Origin of the sequence: Streptomyces sp. NPDC001822, assembly GCF_042892135.1 — a bacterium.
GTDB lineage: Bacteria > Actinomycetota > Actinomycetes > Streptomycetales > Streptomycetaceae > Streptomyces.
In genome coordinates this window covers 659,416-681,279 of record NZ_JBIATW010000003.1, presented here as the reverse complement: position 1 = coordinate 681,279, position 21,864 = coordinate 659,416, and the positions used below count along the sequence as shown (strand labels likewise).

The following is a 21,864-nucleotide window of genomic DNA, read 5'->3' as shown; positions in this document are numbered from 1 at the left end:
ACAGCAGACCAGCACACATCCACAGCGCATAACCAGGCAATCAACAACCGAACACCGCTGACGCACAACCCCTGCCACTAACACGCCCACTCACACCCGGCAGCGGAAGCCGGAGATGTGGGCAGCCCTGACCGCCGGACAGCGCGAGCGCCTGGAGGCCGTCGGCGTCACCCCGCTTCCCGTGACCGTGCTCCCGGAGCTCCCGCCCACGGCAGGGACGACCCCGCCCCCGAAAGCGCTGAGTGCCTTCGAGAAGGGCGTGGCGGCCCTCGCGCAGTACAAGGCCCGGGAAGGCACCGTGAAGGTCCCCAGGGCCCACGTAGAGCGGTTGGAGGACGGGAGCGAGGTGAAACTCGGAGTATTCCTCAGCAACCACAAGGCCCGCCGCAGCAAGCTCACCCCCGACAAACTCACCACACTCGCGGCACTCGGGCTGGACTGGGCAGCATGACCACTCAACGCGGCGCCGGCCCCGGAAGAACATCCGGGGCCGGCGCCGTTTCCGTGCCGGGCTAGAGCGCGGTCAGCCACGGTTTCAAATTCTGGCCCGTTCTCAAGGTGGGCGCGGAGCATCGGCTGGCTCATGAAAGCCCGCCGCAACGTCCGCGACTAAGAACGCCTCCCTCAACACTCCGAAGCGCACCTGACCTGGGCATTCATCACTCTCATGACGCGCAGACTCACACGCCGTGGCCCCGCGCAAGGACTGGTCCAGGAAGGACTGATCCAAGCTTCACACCCGGCGCGGTGGAGCCGGGTTCTCAGGCGCCGCCGGGCGACGACGGAGAGAAGACGTACCGGGCTGCCCGCTCGTTAGACACGGCAGCTGCGATTCGCTTGCACATGTCGTCTGACATCGGAGGCAGGTCGTCCAGCGCGAACCACTCGGCAGCCGTGTTCTCGCCGTCGTCGGGACTCGGAACGCCGGACTGCCAAGCAAAGCGGAACACCAGGTCGAGATACTGCGTCTGGTCCCCGTTGTCATAGACGACAGGGTCCGTGACGTGAACCATCGCCAGCCGCTCCGGAACTGCCACGATACCGGTCTCCTCAAGCACCTCCCGGGCTGCGGCATCCGCCGGTTGCTCCCCCGGATCGATGATCCCAGTCACTGCCGTCCACTTGCCGTTATCTGCGCGCTTCGCCAAAAGGACCTGGTCATCCCTGACGACGACCGCGGTGACGCCTGAGAGCCACAGCGGATCGCTTCCAATTTTCTTGCGCAGCGCAAGGATGAAATCTGGTGTTGCCATCGAGTCACAATATCGACCCTGCGCTCAGGCATGCCGCCCGCCCCCGAGCCTGTTGATTACCAAGTTTCAGTTTCCAGACACTCACTGAGAGTGTGCGGCATGCCGCTGCCCCTCAACGGGAACAGCTCGAACACCCCCCGGTCCACGCGCACATGCAGGTCCTCGTAGTCGAACGTGAGCGGATCCATGCCAGGAAGATACCCCCGTGCACACCGGTCCTCCTCGGGCGTCATAGCAGCAGCACCCCGATGACGGCTGCCGCCACCCCCAGGAGCAGTGCCACGACGTTGAAGATGACATCAAGGGGACGGGAACGATGTAGGGCCGCGATGTCGGGGGTGAAAACGGCGGGGTCGTCGGGCGTGTAGTGGATCGTGAGGGTGCGGCCGTAGGAGTTCTTAGGGTTGCACAGATCAGCGGTGCAGTAGGCGGTGACGACTGTGCCGTCGTGGGTGGTGAAGGCAATGACCGGGGTGTGGGTGGTGAAGGTGGAGCCTTCGCCGTCGGTGCTGGTGTCCGTGAGCACCGCGATGACCCGGCCCTCAACGGGGGGCCGGGAGGCCAGCGCGTCGATCCGGCGGCCGACCGCGCGGGTGCTCTGGGGCAAGTACCACAAGGCGCTGCCGGTCCAGGGCACGCCGAAGCCAATCAGGGCCCACGGCCAGCCCCAGTCGATCGCGGCGAAGACCACCAGACCGACGTAGAGCAGGAAGACCGCGAAGTTCGGCCATGCGCGACCATACCGGTTCGCCCACAGGTCACTGACGAACCGGTAGTCGTGCGGCCTACCGCGCGGATAGCGGACACCGACCTGGCGCCCCGTCCACGCCGCCGTGATCCACTCGCCGTGGCCAGCGTCGTTCGTCACGGTGAACTCCTGGCCGGTGAACGGGTCCTGGAAGGACACGGCCACCGGTATCCCGTCCCTCTGCGAGCTCCCGTGCTTCGGTTCCCTGACCTGCTCGATCCGTCCCATCACCCGCACCGCTCTCTGCGCCTTCGTCATCCCGAACAGCGACCGGGCATAGCCGACCAGCGCGACGGTGCCGAAAAACCCGCACCACAGCACCAGAAATTCCTGCAGGTCCACGTGTCTTCCCTCTTCTTCCGTGAGATGCGGCCGACACGGCGTTCGTCACTGCGCCGGGGTGCGCCGCACCACCCTGCCGTCCGCATCCGCCTCCAGCGAGGCCGCCCCCTGCGGCCCCGTCACCCCGACCCTGATGGTCAGGGAGCCGGTGAGGTGCTCGACGGCGACCTGCCAGGTCTGCGCGGAACCGGCGCCCAGGCTGCTCCTGACCTCCTCGACCAGGGCGGAAAAGCGGTCGTAGGGCAGGGAATCCGGGTCGAACGTCGGGGCCTGCGTGCCGGTGGGCGCGTAAACGACCGACAGCAGCCGCTCCTGTACGACGACGGTGAGCGCCGCGCGCGCCTGCGTGCCCTTGCTGAGCGCGCTGACCGCTCTGCGCAGTTCGCCGTGGTCAAGGAAGGACTGGCCGGGGCCGAGGGTGACCGTGGCGGAGGCCGACGACACCACCAAGGTCGACGATGTGGAGGTGACCGCCGGCCCGGCGGAGGCGGGCGGCTGCGCGGAGGAGCCCTCGTCGAACAGGTCGGCGCGGAACAGCAGGACCACAGCGGCCGCGGCAAGCAGCAGACCGAGCAGCGTGACGAAGCCGACGGTAGAGCCCTCGGGGGGCGCACTCGGCATGGCCGGGCCGGGCGCCGAGTCGAGGCGAGCACCGGCTGCCCGCTCCTCCCATTGCGGTGTCGGCCGCTTCACAACCCTCACTCGCCAGGGCCGGTCCGGCGGGTACTGGACGACCACGACGTCGCGTGACCGATAGCCAGCTAGGTCGACGAGGTTAATGCTCTGCGTGCACGTGACGCGGAACGCCGGTATGTCGTCCGGCGCGACGGTGAGATCGAACCGCACCGCCACATCGCTCGTCGCCTCGCCACCGACAGCCTCCAGGCTCTCCACTAGCGCGAGCGCCGTACACGGTGCGACTGCTGCCTCATGGGCACGCCTGGGCACAGCGGAGAGGAAGAAGAGCAGGCCGTAGACCGCGGGCAGGACCAACCCCGTGACGAACAGCAGCACATTTTCGATGATGCCGCCGACGACGAAAGCGGCCAACGACGCCCCGATCACACCGCCCGTCAGAAACCCACGGGCCACAGAGGCGAGCATGTTGTGCGTGGGCCGCGCGCCCGTGGTAATCGTCATAGGGGGATTGTGGCGGGCTCGGGTGACGGCCGGTAGACCTTCAAGCACCTGCCTTGGTGCCTGGGAACGACTTCGTCAGCGGAATGTGGTCGTGCCGGTCAAGCATCGCCGCAGCTCGATCCGAACACCGCCGATGGCCACGGTGGCAACGAAGCGGGCCCCCCACACGGCGGGTCGTCCGCGTATGCCTCGCGCCGCCGGTCCGCGGCGGGATCGCGGCGGCTGAAAGGTTGAGATGCCCGCACCGGTTGGGTGCGGGCATCTCGATGGGTGGACGGAAGTCGGCCCCGATAGGTGCCGCGCCTGCCCGCACTCCGCGTCGAGGCGCAACAGTCAGGGGGTCGGCGACAGGACGCGCCGCGGGTGTGGTCAGCGGTGGTGGTGGTTGCGGCCCCAGGAGTCGGTGTCGACGGTGCGGCCGCGGGCGTCGCGCAGGGTCGCGGTGTCTCCGTTGTTGTCCCAGACGTAGGTGCGGCGGTCCTGGAAGAGGTCGGTGCGGGTGTCGCGGCCGATGCCGGTGTGGATCCGGACGGTGGCGCGGCCGGCGAGGCGGACGTTGTCGAAGCGGTAGCGGTGTCCGTCCGCATCGCGCAGGGTCCAGCCGTCGAGGTTGACGGCGCGGCGGGTCTGGTTGGCGATCTCGACCCACTCGGCGGCGGCGGCTGTGCAGCAGCAGAGCCTCCTGAAGCTCTTCCTCGTCCAATCGATGCGCGCGCTCGGAGGCCGAGCGGACATGCCATACCGCCTCGATCGCCTCAGCGGAGGGCAGTAGCTGGCCCTTCTCCCATCGGGAGATCGTGGGCTGATTCGAGTGCACCTTGCCGGCGAGCCGGGCCTGACTCAGCCCGCACTCGGTACACCACCGAGTGAGCAGCTTGCCCAGCTCGGGGCGGGTCGCCTCTGGCTCCTTCCCTTCGTGCACGCCGGCGGGCCTTGACCCCTGATGTTGCCGTGCCGGACAGGAGGTTGGACTCGTACTCCGCCGCCCTCGCCGGGGAGGTGTGGTGGCCGCGTACGTCCCCCTCGCGGAGTTGGTCCACCTCGTAGTGGAAGCGGCGGGCGATGTACAGGAGCAGGGTGGCGGTGTCTCCTGCGGCGAGGTGTACGGAGCGCCCGCTGCCCTCGATGTCGTATGCGGCTGCCTTCTTCAGGACCGGCCAGCCGTTGGCCGACCGGGTACCGGTCCAGCGCGTCGTGTCCGGCAGGGCGCTCGGGCGGGTGGATGCGGCCGTCGCGGGCAGGGCGGAGAGGATCCCGAGCGCGGCGGCACCGGCCAGAGAGGCAGTGCCGCCGACGATGTGGCGCCTGGTCAGCTCGGTCATGGAGTGTCTTTCTCGGTGTGTCGGTGGGTGGCGGCCAGGCGTACGGCCCAGGCCAGGCAGAGCAGGGCCAGCGCGGGCAGGACGACCAGGGCCGGGTTGACCCAGGCCGGGACGAGGTCGTGGCCCGCGTGGCACCTGTCGTGGAGCGGGAACCACCGGGTGTACTCGCGGAAGTGGGCTCGGCGGTAGGCCCGGTCGTACGGTTCGCCGTCGGCGTGGCAGGCCTCCTCCGGGTCCAGGCCGCCGGCGAGGGAGCCGACGAGGTAGACGGCCCCGGTGGCGAGAAGGAGCAGGACGGTGGAACCGGCGAACCAGCCGGGGCTGTGGCGCCACTGCCCCCGGGTCAGTGTTCGGACCCAGAGGAACAGTCCGGGGCCGGCCAGGAGGATGAGCAGCAGAAGGAGGAGAAGAAGAAGACCCATGGGCTGAACTCTGCACGTCTCAGTCGGTGCTGCGCCGGGCGGCCCTCTTCGCCGCCTGTTCCTGGAAGGTGCGCAGGTTCTTCGTGTACTGCGCCCGGCGGCTGTTCTCCAGGCCTATGAGGGAGAGCTGCCGGTCGGTGAAGCCTTGGCAGAAGTCGTCGAACTTGGCCCCGTTGCCCGGGATCAGGATGTAGTCGCCGGGCAGGACGGCGCCGGCCGCGGTGATCAGCGCGAACCGGGCCGGGCTGATCTTGGAGTCGATGGCCCCGTAGAGGAGGTTGCTGCACGCCGACTTGGCGTTGGAGGCGGTCTGGAAGCGGCGGTCGAAGTGGGCGCGGAAGCGGGTGAGGGCTCCGCCGCTGTTGTAGTGGGAGGTCACCCACTCCGCGACGTTCCCGCCCTCCGCCACGTGCTTGGCCAGCAGGTAGCCGTCGACGTCCTCGATCATGTCGGTGAAGCCGAAGCTGGAGACGGTGCCGGGGATCGCCAGCTTGGCCTGGCAGAAGGTGAGCGGGGAGGCGTACTCCTGCTCGGAGTTCCGCCAGTCCGCCCAGAAGGTCATGATGTCGCCGCCCCACCCGGCGATGTCGCCGCCGGTGGCCTTGCTCTTGTCCGAGGGGTCGGAGTTGGCCAGGAACCCGTTGGCGGTGGCCATGAGGTGGGTCGCGTCGAGGGCGTAGCCGGTGATGGTGTCGGTGAAGGAGTCCATCACCTCCTCGCCCCGGTCGTTGCAGTACGCGACGAAGTCGTCGTCGTAGCTGCCGGCCAGCCACCACCAGGAGAGGCCTTCGTACTTCTCGTGGCGGATGTACTCCATCACCAGTTGGCTGGCGTTGGTGTCGACGTTGTTGTCCGCCTTGTATGCGACGGCGTGGTTGTAGATTCGCTGGACGTAGGCGAGGAAGGCGTCGGCGGGGCCGGAGGGCCGGTTCACCGAGTTACTGCCGGGTTCCCCGTTGTTCCGCCACACGTCGCGGTCCAGGTCGAAGGTGTCGGCACCGTTGGTGACCTTGAACTCCTTGATCTGGTTGATGGCCCAGTTGGCCGGCAGGGGGAAGCCGAGGTTGCCGGAGAAGCCCCAGGACATGCCGGAGACGAAGGAGAAGCGGGCGCCCGTCTTCTCGGTGACGTTGACGCAGACGTTGCGGGAGCCGTAGACACCGTGGAAGTACTTCTTGCCGCGGTTGGCGAGGCCGGCGACGACGCCGTTGAAGTAGGTGACGATGCCCTGCGGGTAGCCGTCGATCTCTGCCTGCTGGGCGTCGTAGTCGCACGCGAAGTAGATGGTGGTGCCGCGGTTGAAGCCGTAGCTTGTCGCCAGGTCGTGGGCGTTGAGGGCGTGCTGGTACCCGGCGCTGTACGTGAAGTCGGACAGCTGGCGCGCGTTGTCCTGGTAGATGGGGAAGACGCGTAGCCCGGCGCCGAAGATGGTCTGGAGTTCGCCCGGCTTGATCTCCTTGTCCAGGGTCGAGCCCGGCGGGTCGTAGAGGTAGCGGCCTACCATGCGGTAGCCGTTGTCGTACAGCCAGCGGGCGCGGGAGGCCGTGATTTCGAAGCGGGTGTCCGAGGCCGTTGCGGCGCGGTCGGGGTTGCCCATGGAGACCAGGAGCTGGGCCCAGGTGTCGTACTCGCCGACACCGTAGGAGGCCTGTCCCGCCCGGTAGAGCTGGGAGAAGTTCTGGAAGATCTCGACCCATTCGCGGGTTTTGGAGTCGAAGGAGTCCTTGAAAGTGGTGCGGACCTCGACGTCGTCCTGGCCCCGTACGATCACCGGCTCGTTGAAGACGCAGGCGGCGGTGAAGAGTTGGACGAAGATGCCGGAGTCGCCCTCGCGCAGCGTGTGGTTGCGCAGTCCGGCCTGGGTGCCGGGACCGAAGTTCCCGTTGGGCTCGAGCCCCAGCTCGTACTGGAGCGCCACCATCAGCGCCTTCTGTACGTCCCGCGAGTAGATGCCGTCGGCCGGGCCTATGGAGTACGCGCTGCGCTGCCAGTAACGGCCGTTGAGCCACTGCTGGATGGAGCGGATCTTGTCGGTTCCGCCGGCGACGACGACGTAGGCGTCCATGTTGAGGATGCACTTGAAGATCTGCGGGGTGACGACGCCGCCGTCGATGCCCGATCCGGCGTCGGGCAGGCCCATGTCGACGCGCATCTCGTCGACGGCCTCGGTGGTGACGGCGCCGAACTCGCCGTAGCCGTTGGCGCCCCAGTAGCCCTTGCAGAAGAGGCCGTGCTGGATGATGCGGACGATGTTGGCGTTGCCGTTCCAGCCGAACCCGATGTCGCCGAGGGCGGCGAGCTTGGACAGGGTCGTCGGGCCGAAGCTGGCCACGACCGGCGAGATGCCGAGTTCGTGCTGGAGCCCCATCACCAGGGAGTACATGGTGGACCAGCCGGTGCGGCCGTCCTCCGGGCAGCGGGCGTAACCGCTCACCCCTCCGTAGGTGGCGTTGACCCATTGCTGGGCCTCCAGGACCTTGTCGTCGGCCATGCCCGGGCCTGCCTCTCGTGTCGTGCGCGGCTGAGGGAGGGCAGCCCTGAGGGGGCCCGTACCGGCGTCACCGGCCGGGCCGGTGGGGCGGCCGGGGAGAACCGTAGGGGGCGCCGCTCTCGGGTCGCTCTCGGTCGCCGGCTGCTCCGGCCCGGCCTGCGGCTCGTCGACGAGGACCACGGCCAGGGGCAGCGGCCCATGCAGGCCTGCGTAGCAAAACCTCCAGCTGCTGGACACCCTCCGCTCCAAACCCGGACGCGCCGTCCAGGGCGCCGGCTGCGGCGGCGCCCTCACCGGCCCCGTTCCGCTCACCCTCGACCGTCACCGAAGGACCCGGCCATGACCGACGACGCTCGCGCCAGGCGCACCCAGACCCTCGCCACCACAGCGAAGGCCAAGTCCCAGGCCAAGACCGCCGCGGCAGAGAAGGGATCCGCACCCTGGTCAAACGCGGTGAGCCGATCGCTTTCCAGGCTGTCCAGCACGAGGCCGGCGTCTCCCGGAGCCGTGGGCGACGGAACGGCGGTTACACCGGCACCCGCCTCCGCCCGCAGCACCTCCACGCCGCATCTAGCAGGGGCGCCCGGGGTGGGGTCGTGCGCCCGGACGCGATGGTGCCGTCGAGAACGTGGTCGCGCGCGATCAGGACTTGGCGTTCGACGCGGCCCTTGCCCTGGGGTCGGTAGGTGGCCAGTACATCGATGCCGAGGTCGTAGTGGACGGCGAACCCGACGGCCGCCGGATGCAGCGGCACCGCCTCACCCGGAGCCACGTGACGGCGCACGACCGTCTTGGTGCGGTCGTAAACGATCGTCATCGGGACCTCTAATGTGCGGGTCTCGAAGTCAAGAGGCCAGGTCTGGTGGATCCTTGATGCGGGGCCGTCGGCACTCCTGTTTGGATGAGCCCGTGAACGTCTTCGAGGATTGTCTGACCGACTGGGAGTTCACCAAGCGGTGGCGTCCTGTTGTCGAGCGCCTGGCCGAGCGTGCTCACGAATGGCCGATGGTCACTCCGACGCCAGAAGACTTCTGGGTCTGGGATCCTATGGAGTGCCCAGAGAGTCAAGAGACCGGCGGTCTGCTGATCTGGACCGATCTTGTCTGCAGGACGGGCAATTCCGTCGGGGTGACGTTGGGTGCCCAGGTTGATCGGGCGGGGCTCCGCTGCGGATCGCTGATTTCCCACTGCCCCGCTGGGGCCGGTGAGCTCGACGATTTCATCCTGGTCATGCCGGTAGCCGAGGGCCGATCGCTCAGCGACGTGGCTGATGCGCTGCTTGACTGGTTCGTCATTGAGTCACCGAGATGGGACCAGTTTTAAAGCGGCTGGCGGAAGACTGAAGTAACTGGCCCGCTCATCCAGCCGTGAGATGAGCTCGTCGAGGATCTGCTCACGGGCAACCTGCCCCTTGGCCACCGTGTCGTCCCGCTGGCGTTCGAGCGTACTGCTCAGTGCGTGCCGGGCGACGGTGGCTTGCCGCCTCGCGCGCCGGCCGACTCTGTCGCCCCTGAGACGCGTCAGGAGAGCATCCATTGGGGCGGGTGTCCCGGGTCGGCCGGGCAGGTGAAGACGTGCAGGTCTCGGTCACGGCCGAAGCGGAGCCGGGTGGGCTGGGCGACGGACTGGCCACCCCTGATCGAAGCCATCCCCTCTTCGGACGGATCGCGGTCCTCCAGGGCATCCAACTGCGTGAGTCGGGGTCCATCTCGTCGCCCCCAGCCGTCAGCAGGAGCCGCATCGGGGCCCTGCAGGACGCGCACGCGATGTCCAGCGGGCCCGTCGAAGCCCAGCTGGGAAAGCCGCCGACCCGCCATCCGGGCGGGATCGAGAGGGCGCCCTGGTAGTTCGGGGCGTCCCGGCCGCCTTCCGCGGTCTGGGCATCGTCCCAGGCGTCGATGCGGGCGATCAGAGCCGCAGGCAGCGTGTCGTCCTCCGCCCACGGATAGGTGTCCACCTCCTCGGGGTGCACGACACAGGGTTCGGGGAGCTCGTCCTCCCGCCGGAGCAATGGCACTTCAGGTGCCGCAGCAAGGAAGCGGCCCGCGCTCTCCGTCTGCGCGGCCAGCCTCCACCGCAGGAGATATCGGCGCTCCAAGTACCGGCCGTGGGTGCGCGGGCAGCGAAAGAGCTGCACCAGGTCAGCGCCGCCGGGACCAGCGGCCAGCCCGGGGACGTCCCGGCCAAAGAACTGGGCGAGCCCCACGAAGGGCGTCGGCCCGTCCTCCCCCGGACTGTCGGCGCCGGGCCACGGGCAGCTCCGAGGCCACACGCCCGCGGACCGGGCGGCGCGGATCCCCTCTGGTGCATACCCCTCGATCTCGGGCTCGTGCAGTTCGCGGCAGACCGGCCATGGCTCGTCGCTCGGCCACAGCAGCGGCCCGCCGACATGGCTGTCGTGCCGCCCGGGTTGCCCCGGCCGCGGGTGCAGGCGGGTCGTCCGCCCTCGATGTTCCGCCAGCTCCGGGAACACTGCCTCCACGGCAACCGGCCTCGCCGGTGTTGTTCTGGTCATACGCGGAACGTACGCGGCCGGGACCACATCACACGAACGGGATGCCGCGTGCCCTCCTGCGAGGAAGCACGATGTCCGGTCAAATCAGCGTACTTCGGGCCGAGCACAGCCATCGTCCTGACACAGCACGAACGCATGCTGGCAGAAGGGGCCGGGTCAGGACGTCCAGCAGGTGTAGGCGAACCAGGTCTGGACCTCGTCGGCGGACAGCACACGAGTCAGCTCGGCCGTCCCTGGGAGCATCGGGAAGAACCGGTCGGCGTTCCAACTGCGCGTGTACATCGGCTCGTCCAGCACGAGTAGGCGGCGTCCCTCCACAACGGGGATGTCGTCGGGCAGTCCCTCGTTCCAGATCCGCTCCCCGTCCGGGGCGAGGAGTTCGAAGGCCCCGGTCGCGACGGCTCCGGTGCGCCCCTGGGCGGGCTCGGGGTCCGTGGCCAGGCGGACGCTCTCCGCCGACGGTGCGGTGCCGGGCACGTGGCCGCCGCCGACGAGGACGTGGGCGAGCAGCGTGTGCAACTGGAAGTTGTCCCCAATGCCGCCGATGCGCACTTCGAACCCGGTCCCGGTGGGCCGGTGCAACACGACCAGGGGCTCGTCGTCCAGGATCGCCAGCGCGTAGGCCAGGCACTTGAGGTCGTGCCGCTCCAGGGCTGCCAGGTCGCGGCAGGCGGGGAGGAGTGCGGATGCGTGATGACGACGCACCTCGGCGCTGCGGCACAGCACCGCCAGGGCGGGCGGCTGCCATTGCTCGACCGAGCACCAGGCCAGCGCCAGCCGCAACGCCTCGTGCGCCTCGCCGCCCATCCGGGCCATCAGCGCGTCGTCGATGATTTTCTCATCGGCGTCCGGCAGTTCGTCCCCGGCATCGCCGGCGGCGGCCCAGTGGCGGGCGAACTCCAGGGCATCGAGCAGGTCCCGGTGGGTTCCGTCGAGGACCGGCTCCGCACACGCCGCCGGATCGGCACCACGTTCCACGCAGAAGCCGGCCATCGTCGCCAGCATCGGGCGCGGACCGGTGGGCGGAAAGGCAGGGAGTAGCGCGGACAACCGGGGTCCTACCTGCTCGCATTCGGTGCCCGTTGCCGATTGCAGGCCACTCAGCGCCGCGTTGAACGCACGCTCGGTACGGCTACCGTCGCAAGCGGCCACTGCCTGCTCCAGTTCTGACATGACGGCGGCCAGGCCCCCGGCCTTCTGCTTCCTTCTGAAGATCACCGGCACACCTTAGGCCCGAGGTCTGACAGGTGTCATCAGGCCACCGTCGTTCGAAGATTCCGGACTGCTCCGTGCTGTTGAAACTGGGGCTCTGGCGCAACTTCTGTGATGGGGCGCCGTCCCCACTCGTGCCCACGTAGGGCCGACCCTCTGGCCTGCTGGTTTCCTGCGCTTGCCGAGCCGACGCAGTGATCGAAGGTTGGCCACCACGGAATGTATGCCAGAGCCCGTGCTCGTGGACAAAGCCATGCGGACGGAGGAACGCGTTCCGGCCGAGGAAGTTGATGTGGTCGAACCGCAGCGGGGACAGACGAGCCGGCAGGTCGTCGGTGACGGGGAATCCGTCGGCGGCGAGTTGCTGTGCCGCCCGTTCCAGGTAGAGGCTGTCCCAAAGCACCACGGCGTTCAGCGCCAGGCCGAGCGCGCCGAGCTGGTCCTCCATGCCCTCGCGGCAATTCTGCCGCGGTTCGCCGCGCTGTCCGAAGAAGATCCTGCAGGCCAGGCCGTGGCGGGCCTCAGTGATGTTCAGCTGCTTGGCGCTCAACGGCGGTAGCCGTCGTCGGAGATGAACTGCAGCAGGTGCAGGGTGTTGAAGATCCGCCCGTAGTGGGCGAAGGAGTCGCCCAGACAGGTCGGGCGCCCGCCCAGCGAGAGCATGCGGATCAGGTCGGACCCACGGACCTCATCGAGCGTCAGGGAGTCGGCCACCCCCTGTTGTGCAGCGCGTCGAGGATGAACAACGAGTCACGCAGGGTGCGGCTACCAGTTTTCCCCGCGGATCGCCGACATCTCCGATGCGAGACTGTGGCGCACCCACGCGAGCGCAGATCACGGCCCACTGCAGGACACATCCCGGCACACGGTCCGCCTCGACCCTATCCGCCCGCACTGGGGCGACCTGCTCGGCCGCAGATCGCGAACAGGCCGAACACGATACTGCTGTAGGAGGTGGTGTCGGTGGAAACTCTACGGCTTGGGCCCGCCGGATGAAGGCCGTCCTGGCCCACTGCCCTGAACAGAACGCCCCCACCAGACACGTCCGTTCGTTCGCTCAGATCCTCACCCAGCGACAGGGCCAACAGCTGCCCGAGTGGCTCACTGCCGTCCGCCAAGGCGCTCTGACCGGTCTCCACGCCCTCGCCGCGGGCATCGACCGCAACCGTGACACCGTCGTCGCCGGCCTCACCCTGCCCTGGAGCTCCGGAGTCGTGGAAGGGCACGTCAACCGCATCAAGATGCCTAAACGCCAGATGTTCGGCCGCGCCGGCTTCGGCCTCCTCCGGAAGTGCGTTCTCCTGGCGTGATGAGCCCCGGTAGAAAATGCTTGGCGGGCTGGACCGCCTGAGACGAAAATGACGCGGTGTTGATCGTGAATGCCGTCCTGGAGACCCCCGACACCGTTGACTTCTCCTTCTGGCCGGTGGCTGACCTGCCTCCGTACCAGTTCATGGCTCTGTCGGGCAGTATGTCCCCGCTCGAAGTGGGCAGCGCACTGGCCATGCTGGCTGGCTACAACTCGCGGACAGGTCACGATGATCGCCCCTTGATGGACGCCAGCGAGGCCATTCGCCGCCTGCTGGAGACAGACAAGGTCATCGCACCAGGAGGGCTGCGCGTCCACGACACCCGAACCAACGTCACCGTCCGGCCAGGGTGTTGTTGTGGCCTGGAGGACTGGCGCGAATGGCTCGACGTCACAGACGGAGAGACCCTGTGGCTCGGCCACGACCCTTCGCCAAGGCTTGAGCATGCCGACGAGGTCGTACAGCTGTGGCCGGACAGCGTGGACGCCCAAGAAACGCCTTCCGGGCAACCCATCGAGATCGTGGTGAGTGCCCTACCGGGGATCCTGCATACCGTGCGGGAGGAACTGCAAGGCTTTCTCTCCCTCACCAAGCAGTGGGCCACGCGCCACGTTCCGACTCTCGCCGCGGACCTGGCAGCCAGACTCGACGAAGATCTGGCTATCAGCGCACCACTGCCGGGTACCAGTGGCTGACACGCACCGTAACCGATCATGAAATCTGTGCTAGATCCCGAGAAATGACGTCATTGCCTGAACACGGTGGCTGACCGGCTGTTGCCAGGCACCGTGAGCTCTCGTCCAAGGGCAGTCGATCGGTTGCCATATCCTTTTGCCGTGGCGAACTGGCGGCGGTGTCTACGGGATGGATTTTGGGCTTGGGACCGGGCTCTGGGCGGGGCAGCGGCATCCGACGCGGATCCAGAAGTGGGTGGCCCGACACCCGATCGGCACGGGCCTCTGCGTGGCTGGGCCCTTCACGCTCCCCCTTCTCTTGATGCTGTCGCGTGAGGAGGAACCCGACGATCCGCTGTTCGCTGTGATGTTCGGGCTGCTCATGGGGCATGTTTTCGGTCTCACAGCCTTCTCAGAGCGGCTCCGGCAGCGCCGGCTCAAACGCCTGGGGATATGGGACGGATCTTGAGAGGGCCACCCATCACAACCACCTGTCAGAGCGGAAGGGCCTCATCAACCAGGCTCTTCAGGTCTGCTGGCAAATCAGGTGAGTCCCGCCAGTTCTGGGCGATCAGCAAGAGCGCAACCCATCCGTCACGCGCCTCAGCGTTCGACTGCCCGGAAAAAACCGCGTCCAGCACCCGCCGGGCAAAACCGTAGACAACCTCATACAGGGCATTCGAGACCCTGCTCACGTCATCTCCAGGCGGGCCCGCAGCATGAGACGGTGCTCCGTCGAGCCGGATGGTGACTGAGGCGGCCGAGTACGTCCTTCCATGGAGGAAGTCACGAAGGCTGCCAACTTGATGGCGAGACGGCAGAAGCGGCTGATCAGGGTTCTGAGGCACAAGGGCACCCCATGTGAAACTTACGTCCCTCACACAGCATCGAGGCCCTGAACTGCAACGAGGCCACATAGGCCCGAGGTGATCGACGCGGCCTTGTCCCAGGCCCCGCGCATCGGCTCCGCCCGCATGACCGCCATTGCTCCACGCCCCAGCCCGCCGGGCGCACGCACCTGCCGGCGGCACCCACGCCGCCGACCGGGCCCGCCCACACCACCCGCATACCTACGCAAACGCGGGCCCGGTGGAAGCGGACCCGCCCTGCGTCCACTGGTTCAACCTCGGCCAAGCGCGCCAGGCGGCTGCACTGACCGCAGTGGCATCACACCTCGCCCGCATCCCTATCCGCCCTGCCCCGTCCCCCACCCGATCGGCACAGATCGCTTCACCACACCATCCAGCACCTGGCCTTGAAAGCGACCTCAACCACACGTCCAGCCGGCGAAACGGCCATCAAGTCCCTGCACCACGCCTTGACCACTGCTGGCTGGTATCACGCGATTCCTGCTCTCGCCTGTCTTGCCCCCGAAGCCATTGCCGGCGTCCGAGACATCGCTGTAGCCCACCTCCGCCCGTCGCAAGGCTTCCGGGCACGATGACCTGGCTCCCTCCTTCGACCACCTTGCCGAAGCAGCCAAGGACATCGTGCCCCCTGGCGCACGTGCGACCACGCTTCAGATGCCCGGAAGACCCACGACCAGCACGCAACCCGGCCGCCGCCTCCGCACCATCGGACTCCCCTCCGAAGCCCAGCGAAGCGCTGCCCTGCTCGACCTTTGCGCGCAGATCCCCCCGGGCGTTCTCCGACCTCTGCTCGGATCAGCCCCGCGGCTGCCCAGCGCTGGTCAGCCGCGGGCCGTCAGGACCGCGTACGCAGCCGAAGTGGCCCTTCGATCAGACGGCTGAGACCCATATAGCAGCACCGGCGTCTGCTCGGCGGGCTGCCATCATGCTCGAATGGCCCACGACATAATCTTCTTCCTCGCCCCTGACGTCGAGACGGCCGCCTCGACGCGCCTACAGGGGCCCGGCAAGGACTTTGATTCTGTGACCTGCCGTTATATTGAGCCGGACAGCGCCATCGCCGAGTGGGACATGTACTTCGAGGCGCCTTCGGCCGAGGCCCCGCCGCTTGAGCAGCTCTATGCGTGGCGGCCGTGGCCGGAGTGGGTCACCGCGCCCTTGAACGATGGCATTGAGGTGTTCGCTCTGCCGAAGCGGCTGACCCGAGCGCTCGGCAAAGCGACTTCTGCCGGACTCGATGAGCTCGCAGGCCGCTGGATTGCGCGGCTCCGGTCTGAGGGCGGCGACGATATGACCGACGATGATCTCCTTGCGGTCTTGCAGGGCATTGCCCGCCTCGCAGCGTCTGCGGCGCATACGGGTGGCGGCCTCTACAGCTGGAGCTTCTGACCATCCCACCCGCGAGGGCTGCTCGTTCTTGACGCCGCTGAACGCCAGAAGCTCGGTCCCGGTAGCGTCGAAGACGCCAACAGGACTCGATTGCGGAGCAGTGCGAAGCCGGCCCGGCCGAACATCTGACGCTTGAGCAACCTGATCCGGCCGACGTGCCCCTCGACGACGCCGGAGCCCCAGGGCAGGGTGAGGCAGGCGGTGTCGCGGTCTCGGCCGATGCCTGCCGCGAGAGTGTGGAGGCTGGGGAGGGGAGGTCGTCCTGGCGACGGCGTCGAGCCACTGCGGCAGCTGTTCGCCCCGGCGCTCGGTGAGCATCTGAGGCGCATCCGGGTCGCGCAGCGGACGCGATGGCGCAGCCGGCTCCTCCTGCACAGCAGCCAGCGCATCGACCTCCCCGCCTTCCGGGTCCCCGCTGGTCCCTTCCCACTGCTTTCGGCAGACGGCGGCGGACGGCCCCGGTCTGTCCGGAACCGCCCGCCGGCCGGGGCGCCGACGCCCCGTCGCATCCTCCAGGTGTGCCTGTCGGCGCCTACCTCCCGAGGGTGAAGGTGTCGATGTCGAACAGGGAGCCCGCGCCGCCGGTGAAGGTGAGGAACACCGGTCCGGTCGGTGTGCCGGAGAGCGCTGTGGAGACCGTTCTGAAGGTCTCCCAGCCTCCGGTGTTGGGCACGGAGACCGTTCCGATCACCGTTCCGGTGGCCGAGCCGGAGCGGACCTGTACGGTGCCGCCCGCGCCGGCCGAGGAGACCTTGGCGGTGAAGGTCTTCGCGCCCGTCAGCGAAGCCTGGGCGTAGCCCGCCCAGTCGCCGTTCTCGATGTAGCCGAGCGTCCTGCCGCCGCTGGCCGGGGCGTGGTCCGCTGCCTGGACCCCCTGCGAGGAGGTGTAGGACTCCCCCTCGTAGGTGGTCGAGGTGGGCGGGTTCGTGCCGCCCAGCTCCTTGATCCGGATGTTGCGGAAGGCCACGTCGTCGCCGGTGCCGTGGTTCTGGATCCCGATGTATCCCTGCGCGAGGGAGCGGACGGGGTCGGCGTTGGTGAAGTCGTTGATCCTCGTGCCGTTCAGGAACACCTGGAGCCGTTCGCCCTCCACCCGGATCTCGTACGTGTTCCAGCTGCCTGGCGGATTGAGCGCCGCGTCGCGCGCCGCGATGTCCGCCGATCTGAAGCCGTAGATCGCCCCTGTGGTGCGGTCGGCGGAGTCGGTGGCGTCGATCTGGATCTCATACCCCTGGTTGACAGCGGAGTTGGGGTCGTCGGAGGCCGGGAAGCCGACGTACACGCCGGAGTTGTCGTCCCCCGGCATCCGCCAGTCCAGCTTGAGCGAGTACGAGGCGAACTCCTTGGCACGGTACCAGTACAGACCCATGCCGCCCGTCGACGTGAGGGTGGCGTCGGTGTTGGTGAAGCTGCCGGGGCCCGCCTGCGACCAGCCGGTGGTGGAGCCGTTGTAGAGGCTTGTGTAGCCGGTCTCGGGGCGGCAGTCCGCCTTGGCGAAGCCCGCCGCGTAGCGGATGCCGCCGAGCAGCAGCGAACGGAAGGCGGGGTCGGCGTACGACTCCTGGGTGTGGCCGAGTCCCGTGTAGAAGGAACGGCCGCTGCCCTGCGGGTGGCACCACGTGATGGGGTGGTCGCCGCTCATCTCGCCACCGTTGTAGCTGCCCTCGTCCAGGCTCTGGAGCACCCGCACGTCGGGGCGCGGGTTGGTGCGGTAGTTGTACCACTCGTCGGTGCGGCTCCAGGTCTGGCCGAGGTGGGAGGTCGCCGGGTTGGCCCGGTCCTCGGTCCGTACCGTGGCCTGCTGGATCGCCGGGTGGCTCTTGAACCAGGCGCCGACGAGCTGCTGGTACTGCGGCCATTCGTACTCGGTGTCGGCCGCGGCGTGGATGCCGAGGTAGCCGCCGCCCCCGTCCACGTAGGACTGGAGGGCCGACTGCTGGGTCGTGTTCAGGACGTCACCGGTGGTCGAGAGGAAAACCACCGCCTTGAAGCCGGCCAGGTTGGCCGTCGTGAACGTGTTGCTGTCCTCGGTGGCGGTGACGGTGAAGTTGTTGGAGGCTCCCAGGTCACGGATGGTCTGGATGCCGGCCGGGATGGAGTCGTGGCGGAAGCCGGCCGTCTTGGAGAAGACCAGCACCTTGTAGGCGGGGTCGGCGGCGGGCGCCGCCGAGGCAGGCGTCAGGAGCGCGCCCGCGAGGCCGAGCGCCACGACGAGGGACGAGGCCGCCCTCGTCGACAGCCGGCTGAGTCGAGGAAACATCATGGTCCCTTTCCCGTCCGTCACTTGGTGAGGGTGAGGGTGTCGATGTCGAACAGGGACCCTGCACCACCGGCGAAGGTGAGGAACAGAGCGCCCGAGGACGCCGTACCGGTCAGTGTGGTCGAGACCGTGGTGAAGGTCTCCCAGCCGCCGGTGTTGGCGACCGCCACCGAGCCGAGCACGGCGCCGGTCGCCGAACCGGAGCGGATCTGGACGGTGCCGCCCGCGCCGGCCGAGGACACCTTCGCGCTGAAGGTCTTGGTCCCGGCCGTCGGGACCGCCGCGTAACCCGCCCAGTCGCCGTTCTCGATGTAGCCGAGCGTCCTGCCGCCGCTCGCCGGGGCGTGGTCGGCGGCCTGAACACCCTGCCCGGAACTGAACGACTCGCCCTCGACCGTCTGACTCGATCCAGTGCTGCCCGTGGCGAGGGTGAACGCGTCGAGATCGAAGAGGTTGCCCTGTCCGGTCGCGCCCTTGAAGACGAGGAACAACTCCGTGCTCGCCGTGGGGACGTTGGTGAGGTTCGCCGAGACGTCGACGAAGTTCTCCCAGCCGCCGGTCGGTGCGACGGCTGCGCTGCCCAGCAGCGTGCCGGTGGCGGAGCCCGCGCGCACCTCGATCGTGCCGCCGGCACCTCCCGAGGAGACCCGGGCGGTGAAGCGGGTGGCGTTGGAGAGGTTGTACGGCGTGAAGGACACCCAGTCGTTGTTGTCGGTGAACCCGACGGTGCTGCCACCCTCCGCCGTGCTGTGCGCGGCGACCTGGATGCCGTTCTGCGCACCGAAGTGCTCACCCTGCCGGTGGCGCGGCTGGAGGATGCGCGCACTGTGCGTCGTCAGTCCGGCGGCGTCGGTGTACTCGGCGTCGAAGACTCCGTAGATGTTGGCCGCACTGTCGTGCTCGCCGTCGGCGGGCACGGTCAGGTTGCCAGAGCATCCAGTGGTCTGGGTGATCTGATGCCGGTGCTCGTCGTGGCCGAGGAGGTAGGTGACCTTGACCTTCGAGCAGTCGATGGTGCCGTCCTCGGGGTCGCTGACCGACACCTGGAACGGCACGGTGTCACCGAAGGAGAACAGCTGGCCGTCCTTCGGGGACTGGAGCGTGACCGTCGGTGCGGTGTTCCCCGCGGTCACCACGAGACTGGCCGAGCCCGTCAGCCCTTCGGGGTCCTTGACCGTGAGGGTGGGACGGAAGGTGCCGTTGGTGGTGTACGTGTGGCTCGGGTTTGCCGCGGTGGAGCTGGTGCCGTCACCGAAGTCCCAGGCGTACGTGAGGGCTCGGCCCTCAGGGTCGGAGCTGCCGGCCGAGGAGAACGCGACGGTCAGCGGCGTCGGTCCCGAGACCTTGTCGGCGGCTGCCTTGGCGACCGGGTTGCGGTTGGCGGCGCCGACGTACTCGACCCGGTAGAGGGCCTGGTTGTTGCCACCGGTGCCGTAATCGAGGACGTAGAGGGCTCCGTCCGGCCCGAAGGCCTGGTCCATCACCTGCGTACCGGTCCAGGGGAAGGCCTCGATGACACCCGGAGTTCCGTCGGACTTGACCTCGATGGCCTTGATCCACTTACGGCCGTACTCACCCGCGAAGAAGCGTCCGTCGAGGGACTGGGGGAACTTGACGCTGGAGTTCAGCGCCGCGTCGTAGCGGTAGACCGGGCCGCCCATGGGGGATTCGGAGCCGCTGCCGAACTCGGACGGCGAGCCGGCGTCCCCGGCGTACCGGATCCACGCCGGCTTGGCGGCGGGGAGGGTCGGCAGGCCCGTGTTGCGGAAGGAGTTGTTGGCCGGGCCGGAGCCACAGTTGTACTTCCCTGCGGACGGACCACTCGGGAAGGTGTACTCGCCGTACGTCTCGGTGGCGGTGTTCGTGCCCGTGCAGTAGGGCCAGCCGTAGTTGCCCGGGGCGGCGATCCGGTTGAACTCGACCTGTCCGCTCGGGCCCCTGCTGCCGTCGGTGACGCCGGCGTCGGGGCCGTAGTCACCGAGGTAGACGGCACCGGTGGCCTTGTCGACGGACATCCGGAACGGGTTGCGGAATCCCATCGCGTAGATCTCGGGGCGGGTCCTCGCCGTGCCGGGCGCGAAGAGGTTCCCGGCGGGCACGGTGTAGCCACCGGCCGCGGTGGGCTTGATCCGCAGCACCTTGCCGCGCAGGTCGTTGGTGTTGCCCGAGGAGCGCTGGGCGTCGAACTGCGGGTTGCGGTCGGTCCGTTCGTCGACGGGCGAGTAGCCACTCGACTCGAAGGGGTTGGTGTCGTCACCGGTCGTCAGATAGAGGTTCCCGGCGGCGTCGAAGTCGATGTCGCCGCCCACGTGACAGCACTGGCCGCGGTCATTGGGGACTTCGAGTACGACCTTCTCGCTGGTCAGGTCGAGGGTGCCGTCGGTCTTGAGAGTGAAGCGGGACAGGTTGAGGTGCCCCTTCCACGTCTCGAACGTGGCGGCGCTGCCGGTGACGGGGGCGTCACCCCCCGGGGTGCTGAGCCTGGGTGAGTAATACAGGTACAGATAGCGGTTGGAGGCGAAGCCCGGGTCGGCGGCTATACCCTGGAGACCCTCCTCGTCGTGCGTGTAGACGTCCAGTTTGCCGGCGGTCTTGGTGTTGCCCGCGGCGTCGGTGTAGCGGACCGTGCCGTCCCTGGCCGTGTGCACAACAGCCCGGTCAGGCAGTACCGCAAGCGACATGGCCTCACCCAACTCGGATGCCCCCAGTGCAAGTTGTACTTGCTGGTAGTCACCGGCCGGGATGGCCGCAGCGGCGGCCTCGTGCTCGGGGTGGCCGGGGTGGGCCGAGGCGGCGGGGCCGACGAGGGCACCGCCGCTGACCACGAGGCCGAGTACCGTGAGCCACCTCAACCACATACGTCTCGGCCGAGACCGTCCTGACAGTCCTGACATGGAGCGTCCTTCCTGACCTTGGGGGGAGTGAGCCAGGCATGAGCGCGCGGCTAACACGCTGCCGTGTCACTGAGGGAGGAACCTGCGCTCGGGTGATGTCCCGTCACCCGGAAAGCAGCCGTACCGATCTGTGCTGAAGCTGCAGGAGCTTTCGTTGCGCCATCGGGGTACGTGCGGAGACTCGCGAGATTTTGCATGCTGGCAATGTGGACTTAATTTGTCAAGCACGTGGTCAAATTCGCGGAACCCCTCTGGACACCGGACGCTCATCGGCTCAGCGGGCCAGGCATGAGGCGGAATAGCACCGTGCGAACCCTTTAGTTCATGATTACAATTAAATGTCTGCATCCACTCCCGGCCGGACCGGGCACCTGCCGGAGTAAACCGAAGGACAGCCGCCGCGCGAGCCATCAGGACCAGCCGACCCGGACAGCAGCCCCGATCAACCTCCAGGTGCCTTCGCTCACTTGCAGCGGCCATGGATCACTTCCCGTGGAGGGCTGACTGAACGTAATGTCGACCTCCTGTTGCCAGCGGTGAAGGGGCTGACTTGAGCCAGTACTACGCCTTGGGTGACCGAACCCTGTGGAACCCCTCCAACGGGGCGTCTCGGCTGTTCATGAGTCAGGTCACCGTCTATCAAGCCGAAGTGGGGCTGCCATCGGGTATCGGCCCCATGGAGGCCGACGAGTGCCGGATCGACCCCATCGCATTCGCAACGTTCGTCGATGCCCTGCTCGCCTGGCATGCCAGAACCAGGCACGCTGTCATGGCCACCCTGTCCGAAGGGTTCGTGGCCACGGTGCTGGCCCTGGCTGAGACAGCGAACATCGAGGTGAACTGGCAGACGGCCGAGCGCGCCGAGAGCGACTGTCTCAAGACGGCTTCGGATCCGCATGCAAGGGAGTGGACAGCCGCACTACGGCAGCAGTCCCGGGAGCTCGTCCGACACATGACGAACTGAACCTCCCCTGCCGGCACCCCCGGCGACTCGGGAACCTGGACCGAACTCCTCCCCCGCTA

19 protein-coding genes and 3 pseudogenes are annotated in these 21,864 nt (G+C 68.0%); 8 read left to right on the top strand and 14 right to left on the bottom strand.

The window, feature by feature from the left end:
• The first annotated feature begins 115 nt into the window (after positions 1 to 115).
• Positions 116 to 451 (top strand): helicase associated domain-containing protein, encoded by a 336-nt coding sequence (locus ACFYY2_RS10805; RefSeq protein WP_388740018.1) that lies wholly within the window; start codon positions 116 to 118, stop codon positions 449 to 451.
• A gap of 310 nt (positions 452 to 761) precedes the next feature.
• Here the strand turns inward: ACFYY2_RS10805 and ACFYY2_RS10800 are convergent, their stop codons facing one another.
• The 8 genes and pseudogenes from ACFYY2_RS10800 to ACFYY2_RS10765 all read right to left on the bottom strand — a co-directional run.
• On the bottom strand, positions 762 to 1,253 hold the full coding sequence (locus tag ACFYY2_RS10800) for an NUDIX domain-containing protein (RefSeq protein ID WP_388740016.1): 492 nt from the start codon (positions 1,251 to 1,253) through the stop codon (positions 762 to 764).
• Between the two features lie 229 nt (positions 1,254 to 1,482).
• The gene (locus ACFYY2_RS10795; protein WP_388740013.1) at positions 1,483 to 2,343 is read right to left on the bottom strand and encodes a DUF3592 domain-containing protein; all 861 of its coding nucleotides are present in this window, start codon (positions 2,341 to 2,343) and stop codon (positions 1,483 to 1,485) included.
• Between the two features lie 45 nt (positions 2,344 to 2,388).
• Positions 2,389 to 3,483, bottom strand: coding sequence for a hypothetical protein (locus tag ACFYY2_RS10790; protein ID WP_388740011.1), 1,095 nt, complete (start codon positions 3,481 to 3,483; stop codon positions 2,389 to 2,391).
• 369 nt (positions 3,484 to 3,852) lie between these two features.
• The gene (locus tag ACFYY2_RS10785; protein ID WP_388740008.1) at positions 3,853 to 4,218 is read right to left on the bottom strand and encodes a lamin tail domain-containing protein; all 366 of its coding nucleotides are present in this window, start codon (positions 4,216 to 4,218) and stop codon (positions 3,853 to 3,855) included.
• A gap of 58 nt (positions 4,219 to 4,276) precedes the next feature.
• A pseudogene (locus ACFYY2_RS10780) lies at positions 4,277 to 4,405 on the bottom strand (hypothetical protein); the annotation flags it as partial.
• A 396-nt stretch (positions 4,406 to 4,801) separates the two neighbouring features.
• Entirely contained in the window at positions 4,802 to 5,227 is a 426-nt protein-coding gene (locus ACFYY2_RS10775) for a hypothetical protein (protein WP_388740006.1), read from the bottom strand.
• Positions 5,228 to 5,246: 19 nt separating this feature from the next.
• Entirely contained in the window at positions 5,247 to 7,718 is a 2,472-nt protein-coding gene (locus ACFYY2_RS10770) for a glycoside hydrolase domain-containing protein (protein WP_388740002.1), read from the bottom strand.
• Positions 7,719 to 8,334: 616 nt separating this feature from the next.
• Positions 8,335 to 8,541: pseudogene (locus ACFYY2_RS10765) on the bottom strand (IS21 family transposase); the annotation flags it as partial.
• Between the two features lie 86 nt (positions 8,542 to 8,627).
• On the opposite strand from ACFYY2_RS10765, the gene ACFYY2_RS10760 reads away from it, so the two are divergent.
• Complete coding sequence (locus ACFYY2_RS10760) at positions 8,628 to 9,041, top strand: hypothetical protein (RefSeq protein WP_388739999.1); 414 nt, start codon at positions 8,628 to 8,630, stop codon at positions 9,039 to 9,041.
• Positions 9,042 to 9,292: 251 nt separating this feature from the next.
• Positions 9,293 to 9,565, top strand: coding sequence for a hypothetical protein (locus ACFYY2_RS10755; RefSeq protein WP_388739996.1), 273 nt, complete (start codon positions 9,293 to 9,295; stop codon positions 9,563 to 9,565).
• Between the two features lie 824 nt (positions 9,566 to 10,389).
• On the opposite strand, the gene ACFYY2_RS10750 is transcribed toward ACFYY2_RS10755, so the two are convergent.
• From ACFYY2_RS10750 to ACFYY2_RS10740, 3 genes are all read right to left on the bottom strand, one after another.
• Complete coding sequence (locus ACFYY2_RS10750) at positions 10,390 to 11,226, bottom strand: hypothetical protein (protein ID WP_388739995.1); 837 nt, start codon at positions 11,224 to 11,226, stop codon at positions 10,390 to 10,392.
• Between the two features lie 139 nt (positions 11,227 to 11,365).
• On the bottom strand, positions 11,366 to 11,995 hold the full coding sequence (locus tag ACFYY2_RS10745; protein WP_388739993.1) for a Tn3 family transposase: 630 nt from the start codon (positions 11,993 to 11,995) through the stop codon (positions 11,366 to 11,368).
• Positions 11,992 to 12,159, bottom strand: coding sequence for a Tn3 family transposase (locus ACFYY2_RS10740; RefSeq protein WP_388739990.1), 168 nt, complete (start codon positions 12,157 to 12,159; stop codon positions 11,992 to 11,994). Before ACFYY2_RS10740 ends, ACFYY2_RS10745 begins: the two co-directional genes overlap by 4 nt.
• A 58-nt stretch (positions 12,160 to 12,217) precedes the next feature.
• Between ACFYY2_RS10740 and ACFYY2_RS10735 the strand changes: the two are divergent.
• The 3 genes and pseudogenes from ACFYY2_RS10735 to ACFYY2_RS10725 all read left to right on the top strand — a co-directional run.
• Positions 12,218 to 12,466, top strand: a pseudogene (locus ACFYY2_RS10735) (Tn3 family transposase); the annotation flags it as partial.
• The gene (locus tag ACFYY2_RS10730) at positions 12,438 to 12,755 is read left to right on the top strand and encodes a transposase (protein WP_388740075.1); all 318 of its coding nucleotides are present in this window, start codon (positions 12,438 to 12,440) and stop codon (positions 12,753 to 12,755) included. The pseudogene ACFYY2_RS10735 and the gene ACFYY2_RS10730, both read left to right, overlap by 29 nt.
• Before the next feature lie 56 nt (positions 12,756 to 12,811).
• Positions 12,812 to 13,450, top strand: coding sequence for a hypothetical protein (locus tag ACFYY2_RS10725; RefSeq protein ID WP_388739988.1), 639 nt, complete (start codon positions 12,812 to 12,814; stop codon positions 13,448 to 13,450).
• Between the two features lie 473 nt (positions 13,451 to 13,923).
• On the opposite strand, the gene ACFYY2_RS10720 is transcribed toward ACFYY2_RS10725, so the two are convergent.
• Complete coding sequence (locus ACFYY2_RS10720) at positions 13,924 to 14,124, bottom strand: hypothetical protein (RefSeq protein ID WP_388739986.1); 201 nt, start codon at positions 14,122 to 14,124, stop codon at positions 13,924 to 13,926.
• 1,107 nt (positions 14,125 to 15,231) lie between these two features.
• On the opposite strand from ACFYY2_RS10720, the gene ACFYY2_RS10715 reads away from it, so the two are divergent.
• Positions 15,232 to 15,687 carry a hypothetical protein gene (locus ACFYY2_RS10715; protein WP_388739984.1) on the top strand — a complete coding sequence of 152 codons (456 nt, stop codon included), beginning with the start codon at positions 15,232 to 15,234 and terminating at the stop codon, positions 15,685 to 15,687.
• A 532-nt stretch (positions 15,688 to 16,219) separates the two neighbouring features.
• On the opposite strand, the gene ACFYY2_RS10710 is transcribed toward ACFYY2_RS10715, so the two are convergent.
• A complete protein-coding gene (locus ACFYY2_RS10710; protein ID WP_388740066.1) occupies positions 16,220 to 17,947 on the bottom strand; it encodes a ThuA domain-containing protein in 1,728 nt (575 codons plus the stop codon).
• Positions 17,948 to 17,967: 20 nt separating this feature from the next.
• Entirely contained in the window at positions 17,968 to 20,805 is a 2,838-nt protein-coding gene (locus ACFYY2_RS10705; RefSeq protein WP_388739981.1) for a carbohydrate-binding protein, read from the bottom strand.
• A 586-nt stretch (positions 20,806 to 21,391) separates the two neighbouring features.
• Between ACFYY2_RS10705 and ACFYY2_RS10700 the strand changes: the two genes are divergently transcribed.
• Positions 21,392 to 21,805 (top strand): DUF6086 family protein, encoded by a 414-nt coding sequence (locus tag ACFYY2_RS10700; protein WP_388739978.1) that lies wholly within the window; start codon positions 21,392 to 21,394, stop codon positions 21,803 to 21,805.
• Positions 21,806 to 21,864 lie beyond the last annotated feature (59 nt).